The sequence below is a fragment of the Burkholderia sp. Bp8991 genome (assembly GCF_003853795.1).
GTDB lineage: Bacteria > Pseudomonadota > Gammaproteobacteria > Burkholderiales > Burkholderiaceae > Burkholderia.
In genome coordinates, this window is the sequence record NZ_QTQJ01000022.1 from 52,997 (window position 1) to 73,957 (window position 20,961).

Genomic DNA, 20,961 nt, shown 5'->3' on the forward strand with positions numbered 1-20,961 from the left:
AGGTTTATCCTCGGGCGTGGTCGATATCGGTCGAGAACCGGAAGCCCTCGAGCTGTTTGCGCAGCGCAACCTTGTACAGCTTTCCGGTCGCGGTATGAGGGAGGGAATCGACGAACACCACGTCGTCGGGAAGCCACCACTTGGCCACGTGACGGCGCATGTGATCCAGGATGTCCTGCGTTGTCGCCTCCATCCCGGGGTGCCTTACCGCGACGAGCAGCGGGCGCTCCTGCCAGTGCGAGTGAGGCAGCCCGATGACCGCCGCCTCGGCAATCGCGGGATGGCTGAGGGCCGCGCTTTCCAGGTCCAGCGACGAAATCCATTCGCCGCCGGACTTGATCACATCCTTCGCGCGATCGGTGATCTTGAGAAAGCCGTCCGCGTTCAACGTCGCCATATCGCCGGTCGCGAACCAGCCGTTCGCGTCCCAACCGTCGTGCTCGTGCTTGTAATAGGCGCGGGAAATCCACGTGCCGCGCACCTTCAGCTGGCCGGTGGTTTGCCCATCGCGCGCCAGCGGATTGCCCGCGTCGTCGAAGATCGCGATTTCGGTACCGGGCAGCGGGCGACCGGCCAGCATCTGGAGCTCGAGGCGCTCGTCACGCGTCAAATGTGCGTGCTTGGCAAGCGGCACGTTTACGGTCACGACCGGACTTGTTTCGGTCATTCCCCATGCCTGATGCAAACAGGCGCCGAAATACTGCTGGAGCCGCTCGATCACGCGGCGCGGGGCGGCCGATCCGCCCGAGAGTGCGCGCGTCATGACGATGTCGCGGCGGCGCCGTTCCGGATCCAGGTTCTGCGCATAGTCGAGCAGCGACATCCAGACGGTCGGTACGCCGCAAGACACCGAGCATTTCTCGTCGCGGAGCATCGCGTACACGTTTTCCCCGGACAGTTGCGAGCCCGGCAGAACAAGCTTGGCGCCGGCCATTGCGGACGAATGCGGGATGCCCCAGCCGTTCACATGAAACATCGGGACGATCAGGAGGATGCTGTCGCGCGCGCTGATCGCGAAGCTGTCGGCCATGCAGGTGGACATCGCATGCAGTACCGTTGAACGGTGGCTGTACAGGACGCCCTTTGGATTGCCGGTCGTGCCCGACGTAAAGCACATGGACGAGGCGGTGTCTTCGTCGAGTCGCGGCCATGCATATGCGTCACTGCACGCTGTAATCAGGGATTCATAGCAGGCGAGGCCTGGGACGGTCAGGTCGGGCATCTGGTCGGCTTCGCACAGTGCGATAAAGCCCCTGACGCCCGGACATTGCGGCGCAATCTCTTCGACGAGCGCGGCCAGGTTCACGTCGAAGAACACGTGCGTGCTCTCGGAGTGATTGAGGATGTAGACGATTTGCTCGGCAAACAGGCGCGGATTGACCGTAGTCAGGACCGCACCGGTGCCGGACACTCCGTAATAGAGTTCAAGGTGACGGTGTGTATTCCACGCCAGGGTTGCGACACGCTGACCGGCGCGTACACCCAGGGACCGGATCAGGTTGGCAACCTGCTTCGAGCGGCCGAGCGCGGCGGACCAACTGTAGCGATGAATATTGCCGTTGCCCAGGTGGGACACGATTTCCCGATCGCCATGGTAGTTGGCCGCATGCTCGATCAGATCGGAGATCAGCAGTTGCCGTTGTTGCATCAGTCCGTTCATCGTCGTCCTGTTTTATCGATCTAAAGTCTCACTCCATGAACCCGTTTGCCGACTCGGGCGAACGGAGCCCCGAGGCAGGCCGCGCGACGCATGTCATCCGAACCCCACCTCATCTATTCGTAATGCTGACGGTCTCCAACCGTATTCCGTCCCGCGAGCCGTATCGGATCACGCCTGCGAACCTGCAGCGCGCGACGAGCGCATCGGGATGAATCACAGAGTTAATGCCAATCCGGGGGCTGAAATATCCTCAAATGGCTGAGGCTAATGTACTACACGGAATGAGCGAAAACGGGCGCGTATTTATGTCGAATTCGCAATACAGAACGAGAAATTGTGTGGGTTGTGTGATGGATGACGGGCTACTCATAATCCGCTTCAGCTTGAGCTCCAGCCAGTCAGCCATTCATCACTACAACGGAGATGCCACCATGGAATTCGGCGTATTTCTACTTGCGCAGCAGCGCAGCTACGCTCAGACATCCCAGAGCGTGATCCACAACACCATCGAGCAAACGGTCGTGGCCGAGCAGGCCGGCTTCGATACTGCGTGGTACGCCGAGCACCATTTCAACAACTACTCGCTGTCGCCGTCGCCGTTGATGACGATTGCGCATGCGGCGGCCAGGACGACGAAAATTCGCCTTGGCTCGGCGGTGTGCATTCTTCCGCTCTATCATCCGGCACGCCTGCTGACCGAGATCGGCCTCGCCGATACGCTGTCGGAAGGGCGTCTCGAGCTGGGGATCGGCTCGGGCTACCAGCAATTCGAATTCGAGCGATTCGGCTGCAACCTCGCCAACAGCGGCGAGATCTTCCATGAGGTCTGGGACATCCTCAACAAGGGACTCAACGAGAAGGTCTTCGAGTACAAGGGCAAGCACTTCGACATGCTGCCCACCTCGGTCGCGGTCCGGACGGTTCAGGACAAGGTGCCGCTCTGGATCACGTCGATGAACCCGGGCACGCTGGGTCGTGCATTCAACGAAAACGTCAACCTGTTCACGACCGTCCTGCACGGCGGCAAGGACGCGCTGCGCGGCTTGCGCAGCCGGCTGGAGGGGCTGGCCGCGGAGATGGGCAAGGATATCGGCCAGACCAGGATCGGGTTTCTGCGGTGTGGCTTTGCATCGGACAGCAAGGCAGAAATCGATGCGTATCTCGATTCGGCACGCTGGGCGCGCCGTATCTCGGAGGCGCTGAAGGATCGTCGGATGGACGTGGACGACGGCTACCTGATGAAGGAGACGCCTTGCGCCGCCGACATGACGCTCGATCAGTTGCGCCAGAACTTGCCGGTCGGGTCCGTCAACGAGGTGATCGACAAGCTCCTCGCTGAAATCGAAATCCTGAAGCCGAACCATATCGCGCTTCAAACGCAGCTCGGCGACTGCGACCAGCAGACGATGCTCCGGCAGATCGAGCTGTGGGGCGACAGGATCATCCCGGCCGTGCGGAAGGAGCTGGCTCGCAACAGCATGCTCGCGGCTTGAACGACCGGATGAAATGACGACGGCATTGCGTTCGCCATTGACCGTCAGTGGTGCGATTACGCCAATTGCGCGGTCGCACTTACGGCCATTCGTGCGGTGCCGCCGCAACCGGATAAGCCGCACAAGTCGTCGTCACCGGAATCAGATGCGGATACGTTTTGTTTGGCGTTGTTGTGCTGTCGTACGGAGATTGAAATAACGTTGTTTTTCGATTTCTTTTCACTTCGCGGACGGATACGACAGGTGTCCGATCACGCAATTAATAGAAAAAGATTGGAGACACTGCAATGAAAAAGACTCTCGCGGGCGCTGCATTGGCGATGTTCACAGTTGCGGCACACGCACAAAGCTCGGTCATGATATATGGCATTCTCGACCAGGCCATGACGTACACGAATAACACCGGCACGACCAATGCGAACGGCACCGTGACGCCGGCAGGCTCGAAATTCGCGATGGATTCGCTGTCGGGCACGGCCGGTTCGCGCTGGGGTATCCGGGGTGACGAAGACCTCGGAGGCGGTCTTCACACGATCTTTACGCTGGAATCGGGTATCAATATTCCGACCGGTGGCTTCGGTCAGGGCGGCCTGATGTGGGGCCGCCAGATTTTCGTCGGCCTGCGGAGCACGCAATACGGCCAGGTGACGCTGGGTCGCCAGTACGATTCCGTTTACAACTTCACGATGGCGCTCGATGCAGGCTCGCTGAATTCGAACGGCGCTTCGATGCACGCCGGCGACCTCGACAACGCCGCAATCAATCTGCGTCAAAACAATTCGATCCGCTATCTGAGCCCGAGCATCAAGGGCCTGACCTTCGGTGGCGGGCTTGCTCTCGGCGGTGTCGCCGGAGACGTCACCAACGGCCTGCAATACAACTTCGGTGCGCAATACGAAACGGGCGTGGGCCTGAAGGTCGGCGCAGCGTACGAGTTCTTCAAGAATCCCACCGGCAGTACGAGCGGCACCGGCTGGTTCACGTCGAACGGCTCGGGCACGCTGCTGAGCCATCAACTGGACGCCGGCTACGTGAGCGCGCGGTCATACCAGATCGCGATGGTGGCTGCGCAATACACGAAGGGCGCGTGGACGTTCGCGGGTTCGTGGTCGAACGCCGAATTCGGCAACATGACGAGCTTCAACGGCGCGGCGGTCAGGTTCAATACGTTCGATCTGGGCGCCCATTACATGTGGACGCCCATGTTCTCGACGTCGATCGGCTGGAACTACCAGACGTCGGCCGGCGTGACGCGGCCGGACGGCACGAAGGTCGGCAACCAGCACTCGAACCAGTTCTACGGGCTCGCGTGGTACAGCCTGTCGAAGCGTACGGCGCTGTATGCCGCGGTGGGCTATCAGGACGCACGGGGCGTCAATTCGCAGGGCGGCAGCGCCGTTGCCGACATCGACAATATCGTGGACAGCGCGACCGGCAAACAGGTTGTCGCGCGAATCGGCCTCCGTCAAAGTTTCTGAGTCAGGTATGCCTGTCGCGTGATGGCACAAGACGTCGCAGCGCAAAGGCTAATTGAGGAGCAGTGCAATGTTGAGCTACGACGTCATCGAACATGGCAAGCCGTTGCAGGTGAAACTGCGCGAGACCCCAGTGCCGAAGGGCCGGGAAGTGCTGATCAAGGTCACCCATGCCGGATTGTGCCACTCGGACATTCACCTGTGGGAAGGCTACTTCGATATGGGGGGCGGCAAGAAGGCGATGCTGAGCGAACGCGGCTTGCGGCCGCCGCTGACGCTCGGCCACGAACCGCTCGGTACGATCGTCGCGTGCGGCGAGGACGTGATCGAGGCCACCGTCGGTCAGAAGAAGCTGGTGTTTCCGTGGATCGGATGCGGGGCGTGCCGCCCATGTGACATCGGTCGCGCAAACCTCTGCGCGAAGCCGCGCAACATCGGCATCGCGACGCCGGGCGCGTTCGCGTCGCATCTGCTGGTTCCCGACGAAAAGTATCTCGTCGATGTCGACGGGCTGGACGATGCGTTTGCGGCAACGCTGGCGTGCTCGGGGCTGACGTCGTACGCGGCAGTGGCCAAGCTGCCGCAGACCCATGCCGGCGACTGGGTGGCGGTGATTGGCTGCGGCGGCGTGGGGATGTCCGCGATCTCGATCCTGCGCGCACGTGGTGTCGAGAACGTGATCGCCTGCGATGTCGACGAAGACAAGCTTGCCGCTGCGCGGCAACTCGGTGCCACGAAGACGCTGCGTTCGAATCACGACCAGGCGGGCGCGGAGCTGCTCGCGTCGACCGAAGGGCGACTGGCCGGCGCGATCGATTTCGTCGGCGTGCCCGGGACCTTCGCGCTGGCGAACCTCGCCCTGTGCAAGGGCGGCATGTACGTGATCGTCGGATTGCATGGTGGCGAACTATCCATGCCGATGCCGCCGATCGCCCAGCGATCGCTGGCCATCGTCGGCTCGTTCGTCGGCACGCTCGCGGACCTGAAGGAGACGGTTCAGCTCGCGAAAAGCGGCCGGCTGCTTCCGCCGCCGCTGCGCACGCGCAGCGCGAATGAAATCAACGACGCATTCGAAGATTTGAGCGGCGGCCGCGTCGTGGGACGCACGGTGCTCGAATTTTCCGATAGTGAAGAAACTGCGGCGTAAATGGATGCGGATGGTGTTCGGGCAGTCGCGGGCGGTCGCAAACCCACCTGCTGACTAGACAAAACGCCGTCCGCATGCCGGAGTCCGCTTTGTCTGGCGAGATGCAACGAGGAACGACCCAATGGTTTCAGAAAACGGCGCACTGCCGCTTGCCGGCGTACGCGTGCTCGATCTTTCGCGCGTGCTGGCCGGGCCGTGGTGCGCGATGGTGCTCGGCGACCTGGGCGCGGAGGTCATCAAGGTCGAGCATCCCGGTCGCGGCGACGACACACGCGACTGGGGCCTGCGCATCGGCCGCACCGAAACGGCCTATTTCAATAGCGTGAATCGCAACAAGCGCTCGCTCACGCTCGACCTGCAGACCCCGGAAGGACAGCAGATCGCTCGCGACATTGCGAAAACTTTCGATGTCGTCATTCAGAATTTCAAGTTCGGCGGCGCGGAAAAGCTTGGGCTTGGCTACGAGCAATTGACGCGCGAAAACGCCAGGCTAGTTTACTGCTCGATTTCCGGTTACGATCGCGCCGGCCCGGAGGCCACTCGCCCCGGCTACGATTTGCTCGTGCAGGGCGAGGCCGGATTGATGGCGTTGAATGGCGAAGCCGAACGGCCGCCGCTCAAGTTCGGCGTTGCGGCCGTCGACCTGTTTACCGGCATGTATTCGGCGCAGGCGATTCTCGCCGCGCTCTACGAACGTGAACGCACCGACTGCGGGCGTCACATCGAAATGGCGCTGTTCGACTGCGGGCTCATGATCACGGCCTACTACGGACTCGAGGCGCTTGTGGCCGGCGAGGATCCGCCGCGTTTCGGCAACGAGCATCCGTCGATCGTGCCGTATGGCGTATTCGACGCCGAAGACGGCCCGCTAGTGGTCGCGGTGGGCAATAACGGTCAGTACGAACGCTTTTGCCGTGAAGTGCTGCGGCGCCCGGAACTTGCCGACGACGCGCGCTTCAAGACCAATATCCTGCGCTCGCAGAATCGCGCTGTGTTGCTGCCCGAAGTCCGCCGCGCCATTGCGGGCGAGAAGCGCGCTGCGCTGCTCGCCAAGCTCGCCGGCGCGGGCATTCCATGCGGCGAGGTGGCGGGGCTGCGCGAAGCGCTGCTGTCGGAGCGCGCGACGCAAGCGGGGCTCCTGACCATGCAACCTCACCCTCATACGGAATCCGGCACGACGCCCGTGCTTGCGCCGCCGTGGCGCTTCGATGGCGAGCGCATGCCGGTGCGACGTGCGCCGCCGCAACTGGGCGAGGGTACGCGCGACGTGCTGCAACACGTGCTCGGCTACAGCGCCGAGCGTATTGCCGAGCTGGCCGAGCGGGGCGTGGTGTGAGCGCGAGCCGCGCGTCGAGGGGCGACGCGCCGTCGACGTGCGGTGACGACGCATCGGCGGTACAAGGCCGCATCGACGCCGGCCATCGGGCTATCGCGTTATCGACGCCCGATTGATTCGGGTACGGGCGGGAAGAGCAGAATCGAAGCGTATTGATGTCGATTTCCTAATACAGAACGCGAGTTTTTTGAATTGAGCCGGATCTTCCGGACCGCTTAGAATCGATTCAACAACAATCGCACTCGCGTCGTCGGTCTCCATAACGTGGATCGAAATGCGAGTGGCGGTTCGGTTAATCGATAAGCAAGCAATACGGAGACTTGCAATGCGTCTGCATATGACCAACAGTGGTGCGATTACGCTGATTGCGCCTTCGCACTTCCAGCAGTTCGAGATCCTGGTGGACGAGCAGCCGAGCGTGCTGCTGGATCGCGCGATCGCGCGAGTCGGCCAGCGTGCCGATGAAGAACACGTCTGGGTCAATCCCCAAGTCATTCGATTCCTGTCCGGCAAGGCGGGGGATGCGGACTGGGAAGCCGGTTTCGGCGCGATGGTGGGCTTCGCTCGGAAATACAACTGGGTCAACGAGGCCGGTCTGATTCGCGCACACATTGTGCGCAACGAGTGCTCGGGCGGCAGTTCGGTCGAGGACTTCAAGGCCGCGATGCGCATGCTCGCGGCCGGCGTGTCCGCGATCACGACCGGAGACGTCGCCAATCCGAGCGGGATGGTGGTCTCCAGCCTGACGGCGATTTCGGCCGAGCCGCCGCTGGTAGGCTTCTTCGTGCACCGCGACTCCTCGATGCTCGAGCCGTTGAGAACCCACGGCAAATTCGTCGCCAATATCCTGGGCCACTCTCACCAGGACGTCGTGACGAAATTCATGAAGGAGCCGCAGGGCTGCCCGCGCTTTGCCGGGGGGCAGTGGAACGCGGGACTGGACGGCCTGCCGATCCTGGTGGACGCACTGGCCAACGTCGAGTGCGACGTCATCCATACCACGACCCTCGGCACGCATGAGATGTTCGTCGGCAAGATCAGCAAGACGACCACCGGCGACGCAGGCTCGCCGATGGTGAACTTCAACGCGGGAATTCGTGCGCTGGCGCAGTAAGCGGAGGTCAGGATGCCGGCATACGAACTGACAGTCAACGCGGCGCGGCAATGGACGAACCCGATCTCCGCAGGTTCTCGGGCGGCGGCCGTACCTGCATCAGGGAGTCCGCGAGATTACGGAGTCGATCTGGCCGGCTATTGCGGGGACGACGTAACGGAACCGGTGATTTTCCAGGTGCAACGCAGCCGCGATTCATGAAGCGTTTTTTGTCTCAAGTTACCAGGATGCCGGCAGTGGATCTCCCCATTCTCTACGTTGTGTCCAAGGGTGTGGCTGAAATCGAAATCAACCGACGCGAGCGCAGGAATGCGCTCGACGACAACGCCTATACGATGCTTCGCGAGGCATTTTCCGATGCCGAAAACGACCCTGACATCCGCGTTCTTCTCATTCGCGGCCAGACCGATATGTTTACGGCCGGGAAAGATCTGAAGTCGGAATCCGTCGCCCATGAAGGGTATCGCCCGGTCTTGACCTTCATGGATACGGTAAATGCGCTGACTAAACCGCTGATCGCTGCTGTCGCGGGACCGGCAATGGGGATCGGGACGACGCTGCTGTATCACTGCGACGTCGTGTACGCGGCCTCCAATGCGATATTCGGCATGCCGTTTACCAAAATCGGCGTGAGTCCTGAATTCGGGTCGAGCCGACTGGCACCGATGACAGCCGGCTACCGGCTGGCCGCGGAAGCGATGCTGTTTGCCGAAGCATTCGACGCCGACCATGCGCTGCGCACCGGCCTCGTCAATCGCGTGCTCGCGCCTGAAAAGCTGTTCGCGTATGCCCGCGAACGCGCAGAGAAACTGGCGACGATGCCCGGCGCGGCGGTTGTCAAGACCAAGGCGCTGCTCAAGAACCACGCGTTTGCGGGCATGAACGCGTTGTTCAGATCCGAACTCTACGAATTCGAAACGCTGCTCGATTCGGCTGAATCGAAGGCGATCGTTGCCGGCTTCGGCACGAAGCATTAACGAAGCTTGTCAGCCGTCATCCGGTGCTACCGTCGAGACGGAACCCGGCGATGAACGACGCGCCGGACGACACGCCATCGTGCCGGCAATTCGCGTAGCGGTGTGTCGGTGAATGCCGGCTTATGGAGCGCATCGACGCTCAATAAGCTGACGGATTGGCCGTCGTGATCGTGCTTGCAATGTTGCAACGCCGTGCCCATTCAGCGTCGTTTCCGCCTTGGGCCTGCAGTTTTTGCTTGCAGGCCAGACGTCGTTGCGCTTCGATAAAATCGTTCGGGTAGAGCGCGTTGCCGGTGATCTCGGGACGATAGCCGACCGCATTCAGATCGATCACCTGCTGTCGGACTTCGGTGCGCGTCAGCGGTGGAGAGGCGTCCGCATGGTTGGGTGACGATTGCGCACACGTTACGGCGCTGGCGAGCAGCATGCCGACGCCAGCGAGCTTGATGCCGCGTTGCAGATTCATATCCCCTCCGTCGACGTGGGTCATGTTTGACAACGGGACTGCCGAAGGCTGTCTATGAAGCGTTGCGAAATCACGGATTAGGTCTGTTAACTGAGTATAGATCCCTATTCCCGATGGGCAAAGTGGGCGGATTCAACGGGTTGCTGTCTCCCCTTCGCCTGAAAGCCGAAGAGCGTCTCGGGCATTGGTTGTGTGGACTCGGAGCGGACGGCGGGACGCAAGACGCAAGACGCAAAATCGACGACTGACGCACGTACTATAACGAGACGCGCCCTCACGGCTCGCGATCGGGTTCGTGTCGAAATCGCTCGTGGACGTGAGGGCAGCTTCGTGCCGATCCTGATAGCGGTGTCAAGTCTATTTTGGTTCCGCGGCTACCCAGCCGCTACATCGCCGCGCCATAAAGATGATGCGCGTCGGTCAGTGCCTCCGCGACGAGTTCCAGGCCGTCCTAGCACTGTTCCCGATCCTGCGGCCCGCCGAGGCAGATGCGAATCGCCGCTGGCGGGTCGCCGTCCGTCGAAAATGCCGCGCTTGCCACGGCGGCGACGCTTCGACTCCGCAGATGCTGCGCCAGGTCCGGTGCGGTCCGTAGGCACTCGCGCGGAATCGGCAGCCAGAGATGTAATGACCCTGCCTCGATTCCACATACAGCAAGAAGTTTGATAACTTTTGGCCTGTATGGAGAAGAACATGGCAGAGAACGTGGTACCGAGACGGCAGTACACGAAGGAATTCAAGGTTGAGGCGGTGCGGCTCGCTGAGAGCGTCGGTCAGCATGAAGCCGCTCGCGGGCTGGGCGTGCCGGTGGCGACGCTGGGGAACTGGTGCCGTGATCAGCGCGATGGCAGTGCGCAGGCCGCAGCGGGGCCGGCGTCGAGTGCACCGAGCTCAAGTCGTCGTCCGGTCAGCGACCTGGAGGCCGAGAACAGCCGTCTGCGTAAGGAACTGGCCAGCGCAAAGCTGGATATTGAAATTCTTCGAAAGGCGACGGCGTACTTCGCGAAGGGGTCGCGGTGAGGTACGCCTGGATTGACGCACATCGCGACCAGTACAGCGTAAGTCGGCTTTGCCGGGTTCTGGGTGTGTCGCGCAGCGGCTATTGCCAGTGGCGCGGCAGGGAGCCAAGTCGGCGGACACTGGCCAATGCCAAGTTGGACGCTGAGGTCGCCGCAATTCATCGTGCCAGCCGCGGCAGCTATGGCCGTCCTCGAATCGTGCGGCAGTTGCGTGCCCAGGGCCGTCCGGTGAGCGCCGAACGCGTGCGTCGCAGCCTGCAACGCCAGGGACTACGTCCGGTCTACAAGCGCCCGTATCGGGTGACGACGGATTCGACGCATCGCTTGCCGGTGGCGCCGAATCTGTTGGATCGGCGTTTCGACGGCTGGCGGCCCAATCAAGCCTGGGTAAGCGACATCACGTTCGTGAGGACCGGCGAGGGCTGGTTGTATCTGGCGGCGATCCTGGATCTGGCGAGCCGACGCATCGTCGGCTGGTCGATGTCCGAGCGGATCAACGCGGATCTAGTCTGCCAGGCGTTGCGCAGCGCGTGCTGGCAACGCAAACCGCCACCGGGATTGTTGCTGCACTCCGATCGCGGAGCCCAATACGCCAGTCGCGCATACCGGAAATTGACCGCCGCGTTCAAGATAAACGTGTCAATGAGCCGCCGCGCCAACGCCTGGGATAACGCCCCGATGGGGAGCTTCTTCAAGACGCTGAAGGTCGAAAGAATCTACCAGGCTCACTACGAGACGCGTGCCCACGCCCGCTTGGATAGCGTCGATTGGATCGAGGGCTATTACAATCGGCAACGTCTGCATACCTCGATCGACTTCCTTACCCCCGTCGACTACGAGGCTGGCTTGACGCCGCATAAGATGCTGTACGTGAAAACGAGGCAGGGTCAATTGCGGCTGCTTTCCTGATCCGGCCGAATGCTCCCGGGCAAGTCAGCGGTTTGCTTGGGAGAGCCGATGCGACCGGACATCGACGGCCTGGATGTCACATCTTCAGCGATGTTGCGTGGGTTTTCGGCGGCGCCGCGCCACGTTAAAGCGATGCGCCGCCGCACATGACGATCTGCTGCCCGGTGATCGCGCTCGCGTCCGCGCTTAGCAGGAAGGCGGTCAGCGCGGCGACTTCGTCGGGCGTGATGAAGCGCCCGATTGGCGGCAGCTTCGGCGGTGTGGCCGCGCGCGCCGGATCGCGCAGGAACGGCGTGTCGGTCGCGCCGGGCGCGACGACGTTCACGGTGATCCCGCTCGGCGCGAGTTCCGCAGCCCACGATCGCGCGAGGCCGACCAGCGCGGATTTGGTCGCCGCATACTGGCTGCGCGTGGCCGCGCCGCTCGCGGTGCGGCTGCCCAGCAGCACGATGCGTCCGCCGGCCGGCATTCGCGGCACCAGGCGATCGGCAAGAAACGTCGCGGCTTCGACGTGCAGGCGCCACATCGCCGCGCCGTCGTCGTGCGACAGCCGGCCGAGCGGCGCGGTGCGCATGAAGCCGGCCGCATGCACGAGCGCGTGGACGGCGCCCAGCGCGTCGCACACGGGCGTGAGCGCCGCGAGGTCGGTGACGTCGACCGGCACGATCGTCAGCGAATCGTGCGTCGTTTCGACGTGCGACCGGCACAGTCCGGTGACGCGCCAGCCGTCGGCGAGCAGACGCTCGACGATCGCGCGGCCGATCCCCGACGACGCGCCGGTGACGACGGCATGACGTGAATCCGAACCCGGCTGCTCCCGTTGCGCCACGATTTCTCCTGTTACGTTTGAACCTGCGGTGAACCGACGGATGCCGTCGTCGCGTTCGTGCTGACTGCATGAACCGTGATCCGAGCCTGCTCATGAAACGGTTCGAGCTGCTCGTGCTGCGCGCCGTCATCCGTCACGAGCGTCCAGTCGCGCTCGAGCGGCGTCCAGTGCTGCTGGCTCGCGCGCCCGAGCTTGTCGGCGGTCACGAGCACGAACACCTCGGCGGCCTGCCGGATCACGCATTCCTTCAGATACGACTGCTCGCTGCTTGCCTCGCACAGTCCGAGCTCGGCGACCACGCCGTCGGCGCCGAGGAATGCCTTGTCGACGCTGAGCCGGCTCAGCGCGATCTGCGCGAGCGGTCCGAGCGTGCTCATGCTGGACGAGCGCACGTCGCCGCCGATCACCGTCACGCGCACGCCCGACGACACGAGCGGGCTCACGACGAGCAGGTTGTTGGTGACCACGTGAACGGTCGTCCGGCCGGCGAGACGCCGCGCGAGTGCCGCCGTCGTGGTGCCGCCGTCGAGGAACACGGTGTCGCCGTCCTCGACGAACGAACTCGCCGCGCGCGCGATTGCTTCCTTCTGCTCCTGCGAACTGACGCGCCGCTCCTCGAGCGACGGTTCCGGCTCGTGGCCGCCGACCGCGGCCGCACCGCCGTACGTGCGCAGGATGCGGCGGTCGCTCGCCAGCGCACGCAGGTCGCGGCGCACGGTCGCCTCGGACATCCCGAAGTGCTCGCACAACGTCGCAACATCCGTCATGCCGCCGAGCACGGCCTGCAGCATCGCCTCCCGGCGCCTGGTTACTTTCATGTGCGTGATTTCCTGGTCTGATCGCATCGGCGCGCGATCGCGCGCATCTCGATCGACAAGTTTATCGAATTGCCGCACCGGCCGGCCAGTTGCCGCGGCGAGCGTCATCGGCCGCGAACCCACGCTTCGTCGACGCGCACGTACTTGATCTTCTGACGGAACCACGTGAACGCGATGTGCAATGCGCCGTCCTGCGACTGCACGATCGACGGATACGAGTATTCGCGGTTGCGCTGGTCCGCCGAGTTGTTCGTCATGCAGTACCCGTCACCGATCTCGAGGTTGCGGCGGCGCCGCCACGTCCTGCCGCCGTCCTCCGAGATGGCCAGCGACATCGGCGCACGCGGCGCGCCCCAGAACGCGGTGCCGCGTGCGGACGCCTTCTGGTCGCGCAGCTCGCCGCTGTTCTCCGAATCCTCGATGTCGTCGTACAGCGACGCACGGCGCTCCGTGCTGTGCGACGCGTCGCTTTCGTTGAACACGAGCGCGAGATGGCCGTTCTGCAGTACCGTGAACTGGATCGACGAGTTGTTGTTCGGCACGTCGGTGCGTTCGGGCGCGCTCCACGTGCGGCCGTCCGTCGAGCGGCTCGCGTAGACGAAGTCGGCCCAGCGGCTGCGGTAGAGGGCGAGCAGCGATCCATCGTGCAGCACGTGAACGTTCATGTGCACGCACCCGACGCTGTCCGGCACCTCGTGCAGCGTCCACGTGTCGCCCTGGTCGTCGGACACCATGACCGCGCTGACGTCGTCGTTGCCGACCCAGCGCTCGCCGGGCTCCGTGCGGCACAGGAAGATCGGGCAAATCCACGTGCCGCTGTCGAGCGCGACGATCGGCTGGCGCACGAACGTCCCCGGCCGGTCGAACAGCGTGTCGACGGGGCCCCACGTGAGGCCGCCGTCCGCCGACACGCGGCGGCGCACGATCGCGGTGTTCTGATGGCCGGACAACTGCGCGGTATAGATCAGCCACAGGCGGCCATCGGGCGCGGTGAACAGCACCGGGTTCTGTTCGGAGCGGGTCGGGTCGTCCGACAGCTTGCGCGGCGCCGACCATTCGTTCGTCCCGGCCGCAAGCCGCGACAGGTAGATCGACACGTCAGGAATGCCTTCCTGCGTCCCGCCGAACCACACGCACAGAAGGTCGCCGTTGTCGAGGCAGTGCAGATTGGCCGCGTGGTTCTGCACGCAGGCGGTGGGCAGAAACGCTTCTTGCCGTTCCGCGTCGGCATAGGCCGTGTGAACGCAATGATCCGGCGCGGCACTCGCCGCTTCAACGAGGTGGGTGCTCATGAAATCTCTCTGGGTGGGCGACGTCAGTGCGATTCGCGATGGGTGAGCGGCTTGTCGTGAAGGTTCGCGCCATCGCCATGAAACAGCAGCTTGCCGATCACCAGTACGATGGCCGGCGTCACGAGCGCGACGTACATGTTGTCGATGCCGAACGGGTTGCCGAGCAGGTACCACAACGTCGTCGCGAGCGTTGCCACGATCAGGGCCGACACGGCGCCGCGCTTGCCGCTGAAGAACGGCAGATAGATGCCGATCAGCGCGACGACCGACACGGACAGCCGCAACGCGCGGCTGAAGAACGAAAGCGCGAGGATCTGCGGGACGAACAGCACGAAGATCAGCGGCAGGAAGCCGACGATCAGCGAGATCCAGCGCGTCATTCTCAGTTCGACGTCGGGCGTCGGATTGAAACGCGGTACATAGAAGTCCTTCACGATCAGCGACGCGATCGCGAGCGCGACGGTACACACGCTGACGAAGATCGATGCAACAAGCGACGTCGTGACGATGCCGGCCAGGATAGGGTTCATGTGCTGCAGGAACACCGGCAGTGCGTACAGGCTCTTGACGCCGGGATACAGGTACTTGGCCGCGACGCCGATGAAGCCGAGCGCGAGTGCGATCGGTACGCACAGGAACGCGGCGATAAGCGACGACGCGCGCGCACCCTCGGGGCTGCGGGTGGCCGAGATCGCCTGGATGATGAACTGCGTCGAGAAAATCGCGCCGGCCGTGCCGATGATCCATGCGCCGATCGTGCCGCCCGACAACGCGCCGGTCCACGTGAAGTAGTGTGCGGGCATGCTCTGCGCCATCGGCGCGATGCCACCCGACAGCTTCCACGCAACGCCGACCAGGATGGCGATGCCGAGCAGCTTCACGGCGCTGTGCACGACCGTCAGGTACGCGACGCTCTTGAGGCCGCCCCACACGAAATAGATGGTGCTGACGATCGCGGTGATGACGGCGGCCGTCGGGAGGTTGATGCGCATGACCGTCGAGATCGCCGCCGCACCGCTCACGTAGTTGCCGACGTTCACGACGAACAGCGCGTAGATCATGATCGCGGAGACCGCGAGTTTCGCGCCGTGTCCGTATCGCTGCGCGATGAATCCGGAAATGGTGAACTCACCGGATGCATACAGGCGCTTGGCCATGAACAGGCCGAAGAGCAGGAAGCCGATGGCGGCCGCGAGCACCGACCACGACGCGGCGATGCCGGCCGAAAATGCCTCCTGCGACGTACCGACGGTCGATTTCGCGCCGATGAATTCCGACATCAGCAGGATCGCAACCACCAGCGCGGGCATCGAACGCCCGGCCACCATGAACTGCTCGGAATTGCGGCTGCGCAGGCGAATGCTGATCAAGCTGGTTATCACGATGTAGACGACAACCATCCCGATGATGGTGGCTGTGTCCCAATAACTGAAGGTGGCCATCGCTTGTCTCCACGTTACCTTCGGTTGATATGCGTTCGATGCGTCGGGCGATCCGGCATGTGCCTGCCGGTATCGCCCGACGGTGATGCGTGTCGTTGCGTACGGGTCGCTTACGCGGCGCTGGCGACCGGCGACGGCTCGTTGCGTCGCGTCGCGAGATCCACGGCCTGGCGGAACGCTTCCAGCAGGCTGCGTTCGTCGGCAATGCCCTTGCCGGCGATGTCGAACGCGGTGCCGTGATCGACGGACGTGCGGATCACGGGCAGGCCGACCGTCACGTTCACGCCGGCTTCGAGGCCCATCACCTTCACCGGCCCGTGTCCCTGGTCGTGATACATCGCGACGACCACGTCGAAATCGCCACGGCCCGCGCGGAAGAACAGCGTGTCGGCCGGCAGCGGGCCTTCGACGTCCCAGCCGCGCGCCTGCAGGACTTCGACCGCAGGCACGATCTTCTCTTCCTCCTCGCCGTAGCCGAACAGGCCGTTCTCGCCGGCATGCGGATTGATCCCGCAGACGCCGATGCGCGGATTCGCGATGCCGGCGCGCACCAGCGTGTCGTGTGCGCGTTCGATCGTGCGTCGCACGAGGCCCGGCTCGATCTTGCGGATCGCATCGAGCAGACCCATGTGCGTCGTCACGTGGATCACGCGAAGATTGGGCGCGACGAGCATCATCGACACCTCGTCGATGCCGGTCAGATGCGCGAGCATTTCGGTGTGGCCGGGGAAGATATGGCCGCCGGCATGCAGCGCTTCCTTGTTCAGCGGCGCGGTGCAGATCGCGTCGAGCTCGCCGTTCGACGTCAATTCGACGGTGCGCGCGATGTATTGATACGCGGCGTCTCCGGCGATCGGCGACAGCTTTCCATAAGGCAGGTCGGCCGGAATCAGTGCGAGGTCGATGCAATCGACGACGCCTACGCGGAACGCGCCTTCGGACGGCCGGCCGATCGCGCGCACCTCGAGATCGACACCGGCCCGGCGGCCGGCATCGCGCAGGCGCGCGGCGTCGCCGACGACCACGGGGCGGCACTGCTCGTACACGGACGCATGGGCGAGGCTCTTCATGATGATTTCCGGTCCGACGCCGGCCGCGTCGCCCATGGTGATGCCGATGATGGGACGGTTGTCCATGGCAATTCCCTTCACAGATTGGTTTGAGCCGTATCGGCCGGTTTGCCTGCGTTCGCAAGCCGGCGCCAGGCGTGATAGATCGAATCGGGGCGGCCGAAACCGCCGGCCTTAGTCACGACGGGCAGTGTGTCGCCGTGCAATCGGCATTCGAGAAGCGGCATGCCGTCCTCGATTTCATCGACGACGTGCAGCGCGCTCGCGCCGGCCGCGGTGAGCAGCGCGCGCGCCGTTTCGCCGCCGGTCGCGATGATGCCGCCGGCGTGGCGCACGACCGGCGCGAGCAACGCGGCGAGACGCGTGCAGAACAGCAGCCCGTCGTTCACGTCGCCGCGCTGTGCCTGGCTCAGCGACACGACGACATGCCTGCCGCGACGCAGCGCGTCGCCGACCACGGCCGTGACGTCGCTTTGCGGGTCGTCCAGCGCGGAGACCGCGACTTCGAACGCAACGAGATGCGTGCCGGCGTGCGCGTTGAGACAGTCCAGCTGCGCATGCGAGATGCTCGACATGCTGCCCACCACCGTCAGCACGGGCCGTTGCGGATACGAATGCGGATCGCCGGCCGCCGGGCTGCTCACGCTGCGCGGCAGGTCCAGTGCGTCGATGACGGCGGGCGCCAGGCCGGCCGAGCCGACCCAGAACACGTGGTCGAGCGTTGCCGATGCGCGCGCGATGCGTTGCAGATCGTCGTCGGATTCCGCGTCGCACACGACCGCTTGCACTCCTTCGGACTGCAGCTCGTGCAGACGTGCGGCGAGCGCGTCCGCATCGCCGCGCACCGTTCCGATCGCCGCGTATGCGACACGCAGATGCTCGGCGGACAGCAATGCAACGAGGTCTGCCTTGCCCGGGATGTTGTCGTTGCGCCAGTATTCACTCGCTTCCACCGGCACGCCACGCACCCATTGGCGCCCGTCCACGGTCGTGCGTCCGGAATCCGGGTAGGCCGGGCACACGATCGCCATGCCGATGCCTGATGCCAGCGCGGCGACTTCCGCCGTGAAATTGCCGCGCAGCGTCGAGTCCACTTTCTTGTAGATGCGCGTGCCGGCGCCTGACAGCGACGCCACGGCATCGACGGTGCGCCGGGCGGCCACGTACTTCGGCGCGCGGCGCGAGTCCACGTCGATCGACAGGATGTCGACGCCGTGCGGCGGCGTCGCCGCGTGGGCGGTGTCGAGCACGACCATTGCCGTCAGGCCGTGACGCAACCCGGCGACCGCGCAGTCGGCCGCACCGGACAGGTCGTCGGCGACGATCAGGAGCCGTGCCGCGGGCTGTGCGGGCGCGTTCACGGCAGCAGGCGCCGGTAGATGGACTTCATGTCGTCGAGCGTCAGCGCCTTCGGGTTGTTGCCGAGCAGGCGCTTGACCTTCGATGCGGCGACCGCGAGCGCGTCGAGATGTTCTTCCGACACGCCGAACTTGCGCAGGTCCTGCGGAATGTCGACGGCCGCGGTCCATTCCTCCATCTTGTCGATCAGCTTGCGTGCCGCGTCGGCATTCGTATCGGCTTTCGCCACGAGATCGAGGGCGCGCGCTACGTTCGACAGCCGGCCTTCGATCGCATCGAGATTGAACGCCATCACATGCGGCAGCAGCATCGCGTTCGCGACGCCGTGCGTGACGTTGAACATCCCGCCGAGCGGGTATGCGAGCGCGTGCACGGCTGCGGTGCCGGCCGCGGTGAGCGCGAGGCCGCCATACATCGAGCCGAGCATCATCCCTTCGCGCGCTTTCAGCGACTGGCCGTTTTCATAGGCTTCGACGATGTTGGCGCCGATCAGCCGCATCGACTCCATCGCATACATGTCGCTGATCGGGTTCGCCTTCGTCGAAATGTACGATTCGAGCGCGTGCACGAATGCGTCCATGCCGGTCGCGGCCGTGATCGGTTTCGGCAGGCCGAGCGTCAGCTCTGCATCGAGAATGACGATTTGCGGCAGCAGGTGACGGCTGACGATGCCGACCTTCAACGATTCGTCGGGCAGCGTCACGATCGCGTTCGGCGTGACCTCAGAGCCGGTACCGGCCGTCGTCGGCACCAGGATCATCGGCACGCCGGGGCGCTTAATCAGGTCGATGCCGAGCCAGTTCCGCAGCGGCTCGTCGTTGGTCAGACGGACTGCGAACAGTTTCGCCGCATCGAGCACGCTGCCGCCGCCGATCGACAGGATCGCCTGCGGCGCGAACGGCGCGATCTGCTCGTTGAACACCGTCTCGACGTTGCCGATCGTCGGTTCCGGCTCGACGCCGCGAATGATACGCACGTCGACGTCCTTCGCGTTGAGCGATTCGATCACGCGATCGACGATGCCGAGCGCTTCCATCGACGGTTGCGTGATCAGCGCGATCCGCTCGACCGGCGTATCGAGCAGAGCGAGCTTGTCGGGCAGCGTGGCGAGGCTGCCGGCGCCGTGGACGATGTGCTTGACTGTCTGAAAGTGGTGAGTCGTCATGTTGGGAACTGTTGTTTCAGCGGCCGCGCGCGGCGTCGCGGTAGAGGGAAAGCGCTTGCGCGAGGCGCTCGCGGGCGTGCTCGTCGAGCGGCTGCGCAGGCGAGCGCGCGGGGCCGGCCGGCATTCCGAGCATCTGCGCGGCGGTTTTCAGCACGACGGGCATCGTGCCCAGTGCGAACGCATCGCGCAGCGCGCGCAGCGATTCCTGCGCGGCGCGTGCGCCGGCGATATCGCCCGCGTGGAACTTGTTCCAGATCGACATCACGACATCCGGGACGGCGTTCGTCGTCGCGGCGACCGCGCCGTCGCCGCCGGCGATCAGCGTCCACAGGATCATCGAATCGGTGCCCGTGAACACCGCGAAGTCGTCGCGCCGCAGGTTAATCAGTTGCAGCAAACGGTCGAAGTCGCCGCCGCTGTCCTTGATGCCGCGGATGTTCGGAATCTCCGCAAGACGGCGCACCGTATCGACGGTCAGCGTGATGCCCGCTTTCGCCGGAATCGTGTACAGCATCACGGGCAGCGCCGTCGCGTCGGCGATCTTCTTGTAGTGCGCGTAGAGCTCCGGCTGCGTCGCGCCGTTGAAATACGGCGTGATCACGGACACCGCGTCGACGCCGGCATCGGCCATCTTCCGGTTCAGGTCGATCACGTCACGCGTTGCATACGCGCCGGTGCCCGCGATGACGGGCACGCGCGAACGTGCCTGCCTGACCGCGATCCGCGCGATGCGCAGCTTCTCTTCTTCATTCATCGCGATGAATTCGCCATTGGTACCGAGCACGAACAGCCCATGCACGCCGGCCTCGATTAGCCGCTCGATCAGCTCGCGCAGGCCGTCTTCATCGACGTTCTCGTCCGCTGTCATCGGCGTAATCAGCGCGGGAACGATTCCCTTGAGCGAAATTGACATGCTTGCTCCATCGCAACTGGGACGGCGGCGGAATCGCCATCTCCATGGGGTGTGTCGACATCAGCGGACGCTGTGCACCGGCGGTCAGGATTGCGCCGCTGGATATGTCCTCCGACGCTATCCGGACGCATAGAAATCCCGGCCGATATCGGTGAATTGACTTGCTCGTTTCAATCAATATATTGATCGATGTGTGCATTGTAGCCTGTTTTGTGATCGGCGCGATCAATGAAAACCCTGATGTGACCAAATCAGTCATTTCTGTCATTGAGACGCGCTGCCGGTTCAGCGCTGGTCCACCCGTGCTGGGCAGTGGCTCGATGGTGGGCCAGCAGGGCGGCCAGCGGCGGATGTTGACGTGCTTGGAAAAGCAGGGCACTTCGCAGCGGGTGTCGTGAATACGGCATCGACCCCATGTATCGTTCAGTCGGGCTGCCGCATTTTGGCGGGCACATTGAGCGCTTGAACCGCAACTTG

18 protein-coding genes are annotated in these 20,961 nt (G+C 63.8%); 8 read left to right on the forward strand and 10 right to left on the reverse strand.

Going from position 1 to position 20,961, the window contains the following annotated elements:
* Positions 1-4 precede the first annotated feature (4 nt).
* Positions 5-1,660: a long-chain fatty acid--CoA ligase gene (locus DIE02_RS23675; RefSeq protein WP_124529795.1), complete on the reverse strand. Its 1,656-nt coding sequence runs from the start codon at positions 1,658-1,660 to the stop codon at positions 5-7.
* A gap of 431 nt (positions 1,661-2,091) precedes the next feature.
* Between DIE02_RS23675 and DIE02_RS23680 the strand changes: the two genes are divergently transcribed.
* The 6 genes from DIE02_RS23680 (at position 2,092) to DIE02_RS23705 (ending at position 9,202) form a co-directional block, all read left to right on the forward strand.
* On the forward strand, positions 2,092-3,153 hold the full coding sequence (locus tag DIE02_RS23680) for an LLM class flavin-dependent oxidoreductase (RefSeq protein WP_124523650.1): 1,062 nt from the start codon (positions 2,092-2,094) through the stop codon (positions 3,151-3,153).
* Positions 3,154-3,440: 287 nt separating this feature from the next.
* Complete coding sequence (locus DIE02_RS23685; protein ID WP_124523652.1) at positions 3,441-4,631, forward strand: porin; 1,191 nt, start codon at positions 3,441-3,443, stop codon at positions 4,629-4,631.
* Between the two features lie 67 nt (positions 4,632-4,698).
* Positions 4,699-5,775: an alcohol dehydrogenase gene (locus DIE02_RS23690; protein ID WP_124523654.1), complete on the forward strand. Its 1,077-nt coding sequence runs from the start codon at positions 4,699-4,701 to the stop codon at positions 5,773-5,775.
* A 121-nt stretch (positions 5,776-5,896) separates the two neighbouring features.
* Complete coding sequence (locus DIE02_RS23695) at positions 5,897-7,111, forward strand: CaiB/BaiF CoA-transferase family protein (RefSeq protein WP_124523656.1); 1,215 nt, start codon at positions 5,897-5,899, stop codon at positions 7,109-7,111.
* A 325-nt stretch (positions 7,112-7,436) separates the two neighbouring features.
* Complete coding sequence (locus DIE02_RS23700) at positions 7,437-8,225, forward strand: flavin reductase family protein (RefSeq protein ID WP_124529797.1); 789 nt, start codon at positions 7,437-7,439, stop codon at positions 8,223-8,225.
* A gap of 236 nt (positions 8,226-8,461) precedes the next feature.
* Complete coding sequence (locus tag DIE02_RS23705; RefSeq protein ID WP_185641035.1) at positions 8,462-9,202, forward strand: enoyl-CoA hydratase-related protein; 741 nt, start codon at positions 8,462-8,464, stop codon at positions 9,200-9,202.
* A gap of 139 nt (positions 9,203-9,341) precedes the next feature.
* On the opposite strand, the gene DIE02_RS23710 is transcribed toward DIE02_RS23705, so the two are convergent.
* Positions 9,342-9,668, reverse strand: a complete 327-nt coding sequence (locus DIE02_RS23710; RefSeq protein WP_185641036.1) for a DUF4148 domain-containing protein — start codon at positions 9,666-9,668, stop codon at positions 9,342-9,344.
* A gap of 681 nt (positions 9,669-10,349) precedes the next feature.
* On the opposite strand from DIE02_RS23710, the gene DIE02_RS23720 reads away from it, so the two are divergent.
* Positions 10,350-11,596, forward strand: a protein-coding gene (locus tag DIE02_RS23720; protein WP_260429032.1) for an IS3 family transposase whose coding sequence is annotated in 2 segments (ribosomal slippage) — positions 10,350-10,650 and positions 10,650-11,596 — 1,248 coding nt in all. Because the reading frame shifts where the segments join, the coding sequence is not laid out codon by codon here.
* A 124-nt stretch (positions 11,597-11,720) separates the two neighbouring features.
* Here the strand turns inward: DIE02_RS23720 and DIE02_RS23725 are convergent.
* The 8 genes from DIE02_RS23725 to dapA all read right to left on the reverse strand — a co-directional run bounded on the left by DIE02_RS23725 (position 11,721) and on the right by dapA (position 20,484).
* On the reverse strand, positions 11,721-12,425 hold the full coding sequence (locus DIE02_RS23725) for an SDR family NAD(P)-dependent oxidoreductase (RefSeq protein ID WP_059853878.1): 705 nt from the start codon (positions 12,423-12,425) through the stop codon (positions 11,721-11,723).
* A gap of 11 nt (positions 12,426-12,436) precedes the next feature.
* Complete coding sequence (locus DIE02_RS23730; RefSeq protein WP_062886107.1) at positions 12,437-13,243, reverse strand: DeoR/GlpR family DNA-binding transcription regulator; 807 nt, start codon at positions 13,241-13,243, stop codon at positions 12,437-12,439.
* A 104-nt stretch (positions 13,244-13,347) separates the two neighbouring features.
* Positions 13,348-14,535, reverse strand: a complete 1,188-nt coding sequence (locus tag DIE02_RS23735) for an exo-alpha-sialidase (protein ID WP_124523885.1) — start codon at positions 14,533-14,535, stop codon at positions 13,348-13,350.
* Positions 14,536-14,558: 23 nt separating this feature from the next.
* Positions 14,559-15,977, reverse strand: coding sequence for a sodium:solute symporter family protein (locus DIE02_RS23740; RefSeq protein WP_062885868.1), 1,419 nt, complete (start codon positions 15,975-15,977; stop codon positions 14,559-14,561).
* Between the two features lie 110 nt (positions 15,978-16,087).
* On the reverse strand, positions 16,088-17,113 hold the full coding sequence (gene pdxA, locus DIE02_RS23745) for a 4-hydroxythreonine-4-phosphate dehydrogenase PdxA (RefSeq protein ID WP_124523887.1): 1,026 nt from the start codon (positions 17,111-17,113) through the stop codon (positions 16,088-16,090).
* A gap of 11 nt (positions 17,114-17,124) precedes the next feature.
* The gene (locus tag DIE02_RS23750) at positions 17,125-18,408 is read right to left on the reverse strand and encodes a four-carbon acid sugar kinase family protein (protein WP_124523889.1); all 1,284 of its coding nucleotides are present in this window, start codon (positions 18,406-18,408) and stop codon (positions 17,125-17,127) included.
* Complete coding sequence (locus DIE02_RS23755; RefSeq protein WP_124523891.1) at positions 18,405-19,571, reverse strand: iron-containing alcohol dehydrogenase; 1,167 nt, start codon at positions 19,569-19,571, stop codon at positions 18,405-18,407. Before DIE02_RS23755 ends, DIE02_RS23750 begins: the two co-directional genes overlap by 4 nt.
* Positions 19,572-19,587: 16 nt before the next feature.
* Positions 19,588-20,484 (reverse strand): 4-hydroxy-tetrahydrodipicolinate synthase, encoded by an 897-nt coding sequence (gene dapA, locus DIE02_RS23760; protein ID WP_124523893.1) that lies wholly within the window; start codon positions 20,482-20,484, stop codon positions 19,588-19,590.
* A gap of 161 nt (positions 20,485-20,645) precedes the next feature.
* On the opposite strand from dapA, the gene DIE02_RS23765 reads away from it, so the two are divergent.
* The gene (locus DIE02_RS23765) at positions 20,646-20,882 is read left to right on the forward strand and encodes a hypothetical protein (RefSeq protein WP_124523895.1); all 237 of its coding nucleotides are present in this window, start codon (positions 20,646-20,648) and stop codon (positions 20,880-20,882) included.
* The last annotated feature ends 79 nt before the right edge of the window (positions 20,883-20,961 follow it).

Coding starts and splice junctions, on each gene's coding strand:
- DIE02_RS23675 (WP_124529795.1), bottom strand. CDS start 1,660: ATGAACGGACTGATGCAACAACGGCAACTGCTGATCTCCGATCTGATC.
- DIE02_RS23680 (WP_124523650.1), top strand. CDS start 2,092: ATGGAATTCGGCGTATTTCTACTTGCGCAGCAGCGCAGCTACGCTCAG.
- DIE02_RS23685 (WP_124523652.1), top strand. CDS start 3,441: ATGAAAAAGACTCTCGCGGGCGCTGCATTGGCGATGTTCACAGTTGCG.
- DIE02_RS23690 (WP_124523654.1), top strand. CDS start 4,699: ATGTTGAGCTACGACGTCATCGAACATGGCAAGCCGTTGCAGGTGAAA.
- DIE02_RS23695 (WP_124523656.1), top strand. CDS start 5,897: ATGGTTTCAGAAAACGGCGCACTGCCGCTTGCCGGCGTACGCGTGCTC.
- DIE02_RS23700 (WP_124529797.1), top strand. CDS start 7,437: ATGCGTCTGCATATGACCAACAGTGGTGCGATTACGCTGATTGCGCCT.
- DIE02_RS23710 (WP_185641036.1), bottom strand. CDS start 9,668: ATGAATCTGCAACGCGGCATCAAGCTCGCTGGCGTCGGCATGCTGCTC.
- DIE02_RS23730 (WP_062886107.1), bottom strand. CDS start 13,243: ATGAAAGTAACCAGGCGCCGGGAGGCGATGCTGCAGGCCGTGCTCGGC.
- DIE02_RS23735 (WP_124523885.1), bottom strand. CDS start 14,535: ATGAGCACCCACCTCGTTGAAGCGGCGAGTGCCGCGCCGGATCATTGC.
- DIE02_RS23740 (WP_062885868.1), bottom strand. CDS start 15,977: ATGGCCACCTTCAGTTATTGGGACACAGCCACCATCATCGGGATGGTT.
- pdxA (WP_124523887.1), bottom strand. CDS start 17,113: ATGGACAACCGTCCCATCATCGGCATCACCATGGGCGACGCGGCCGGC.
- DIE02_RS23755 (WP_124523891.1), bottom strand. CDS start 19,571: ATGACGACTCACCACTTTCAGACAGTCAAGCACATCGTCCACGGCGCC.
- dapA (WP_124523893.1), bottom strand. CDS start 20,484: ATGTCAATTTCGCTCAAGGGAATCGTTCCCGCGCTGATTACGCCGATG.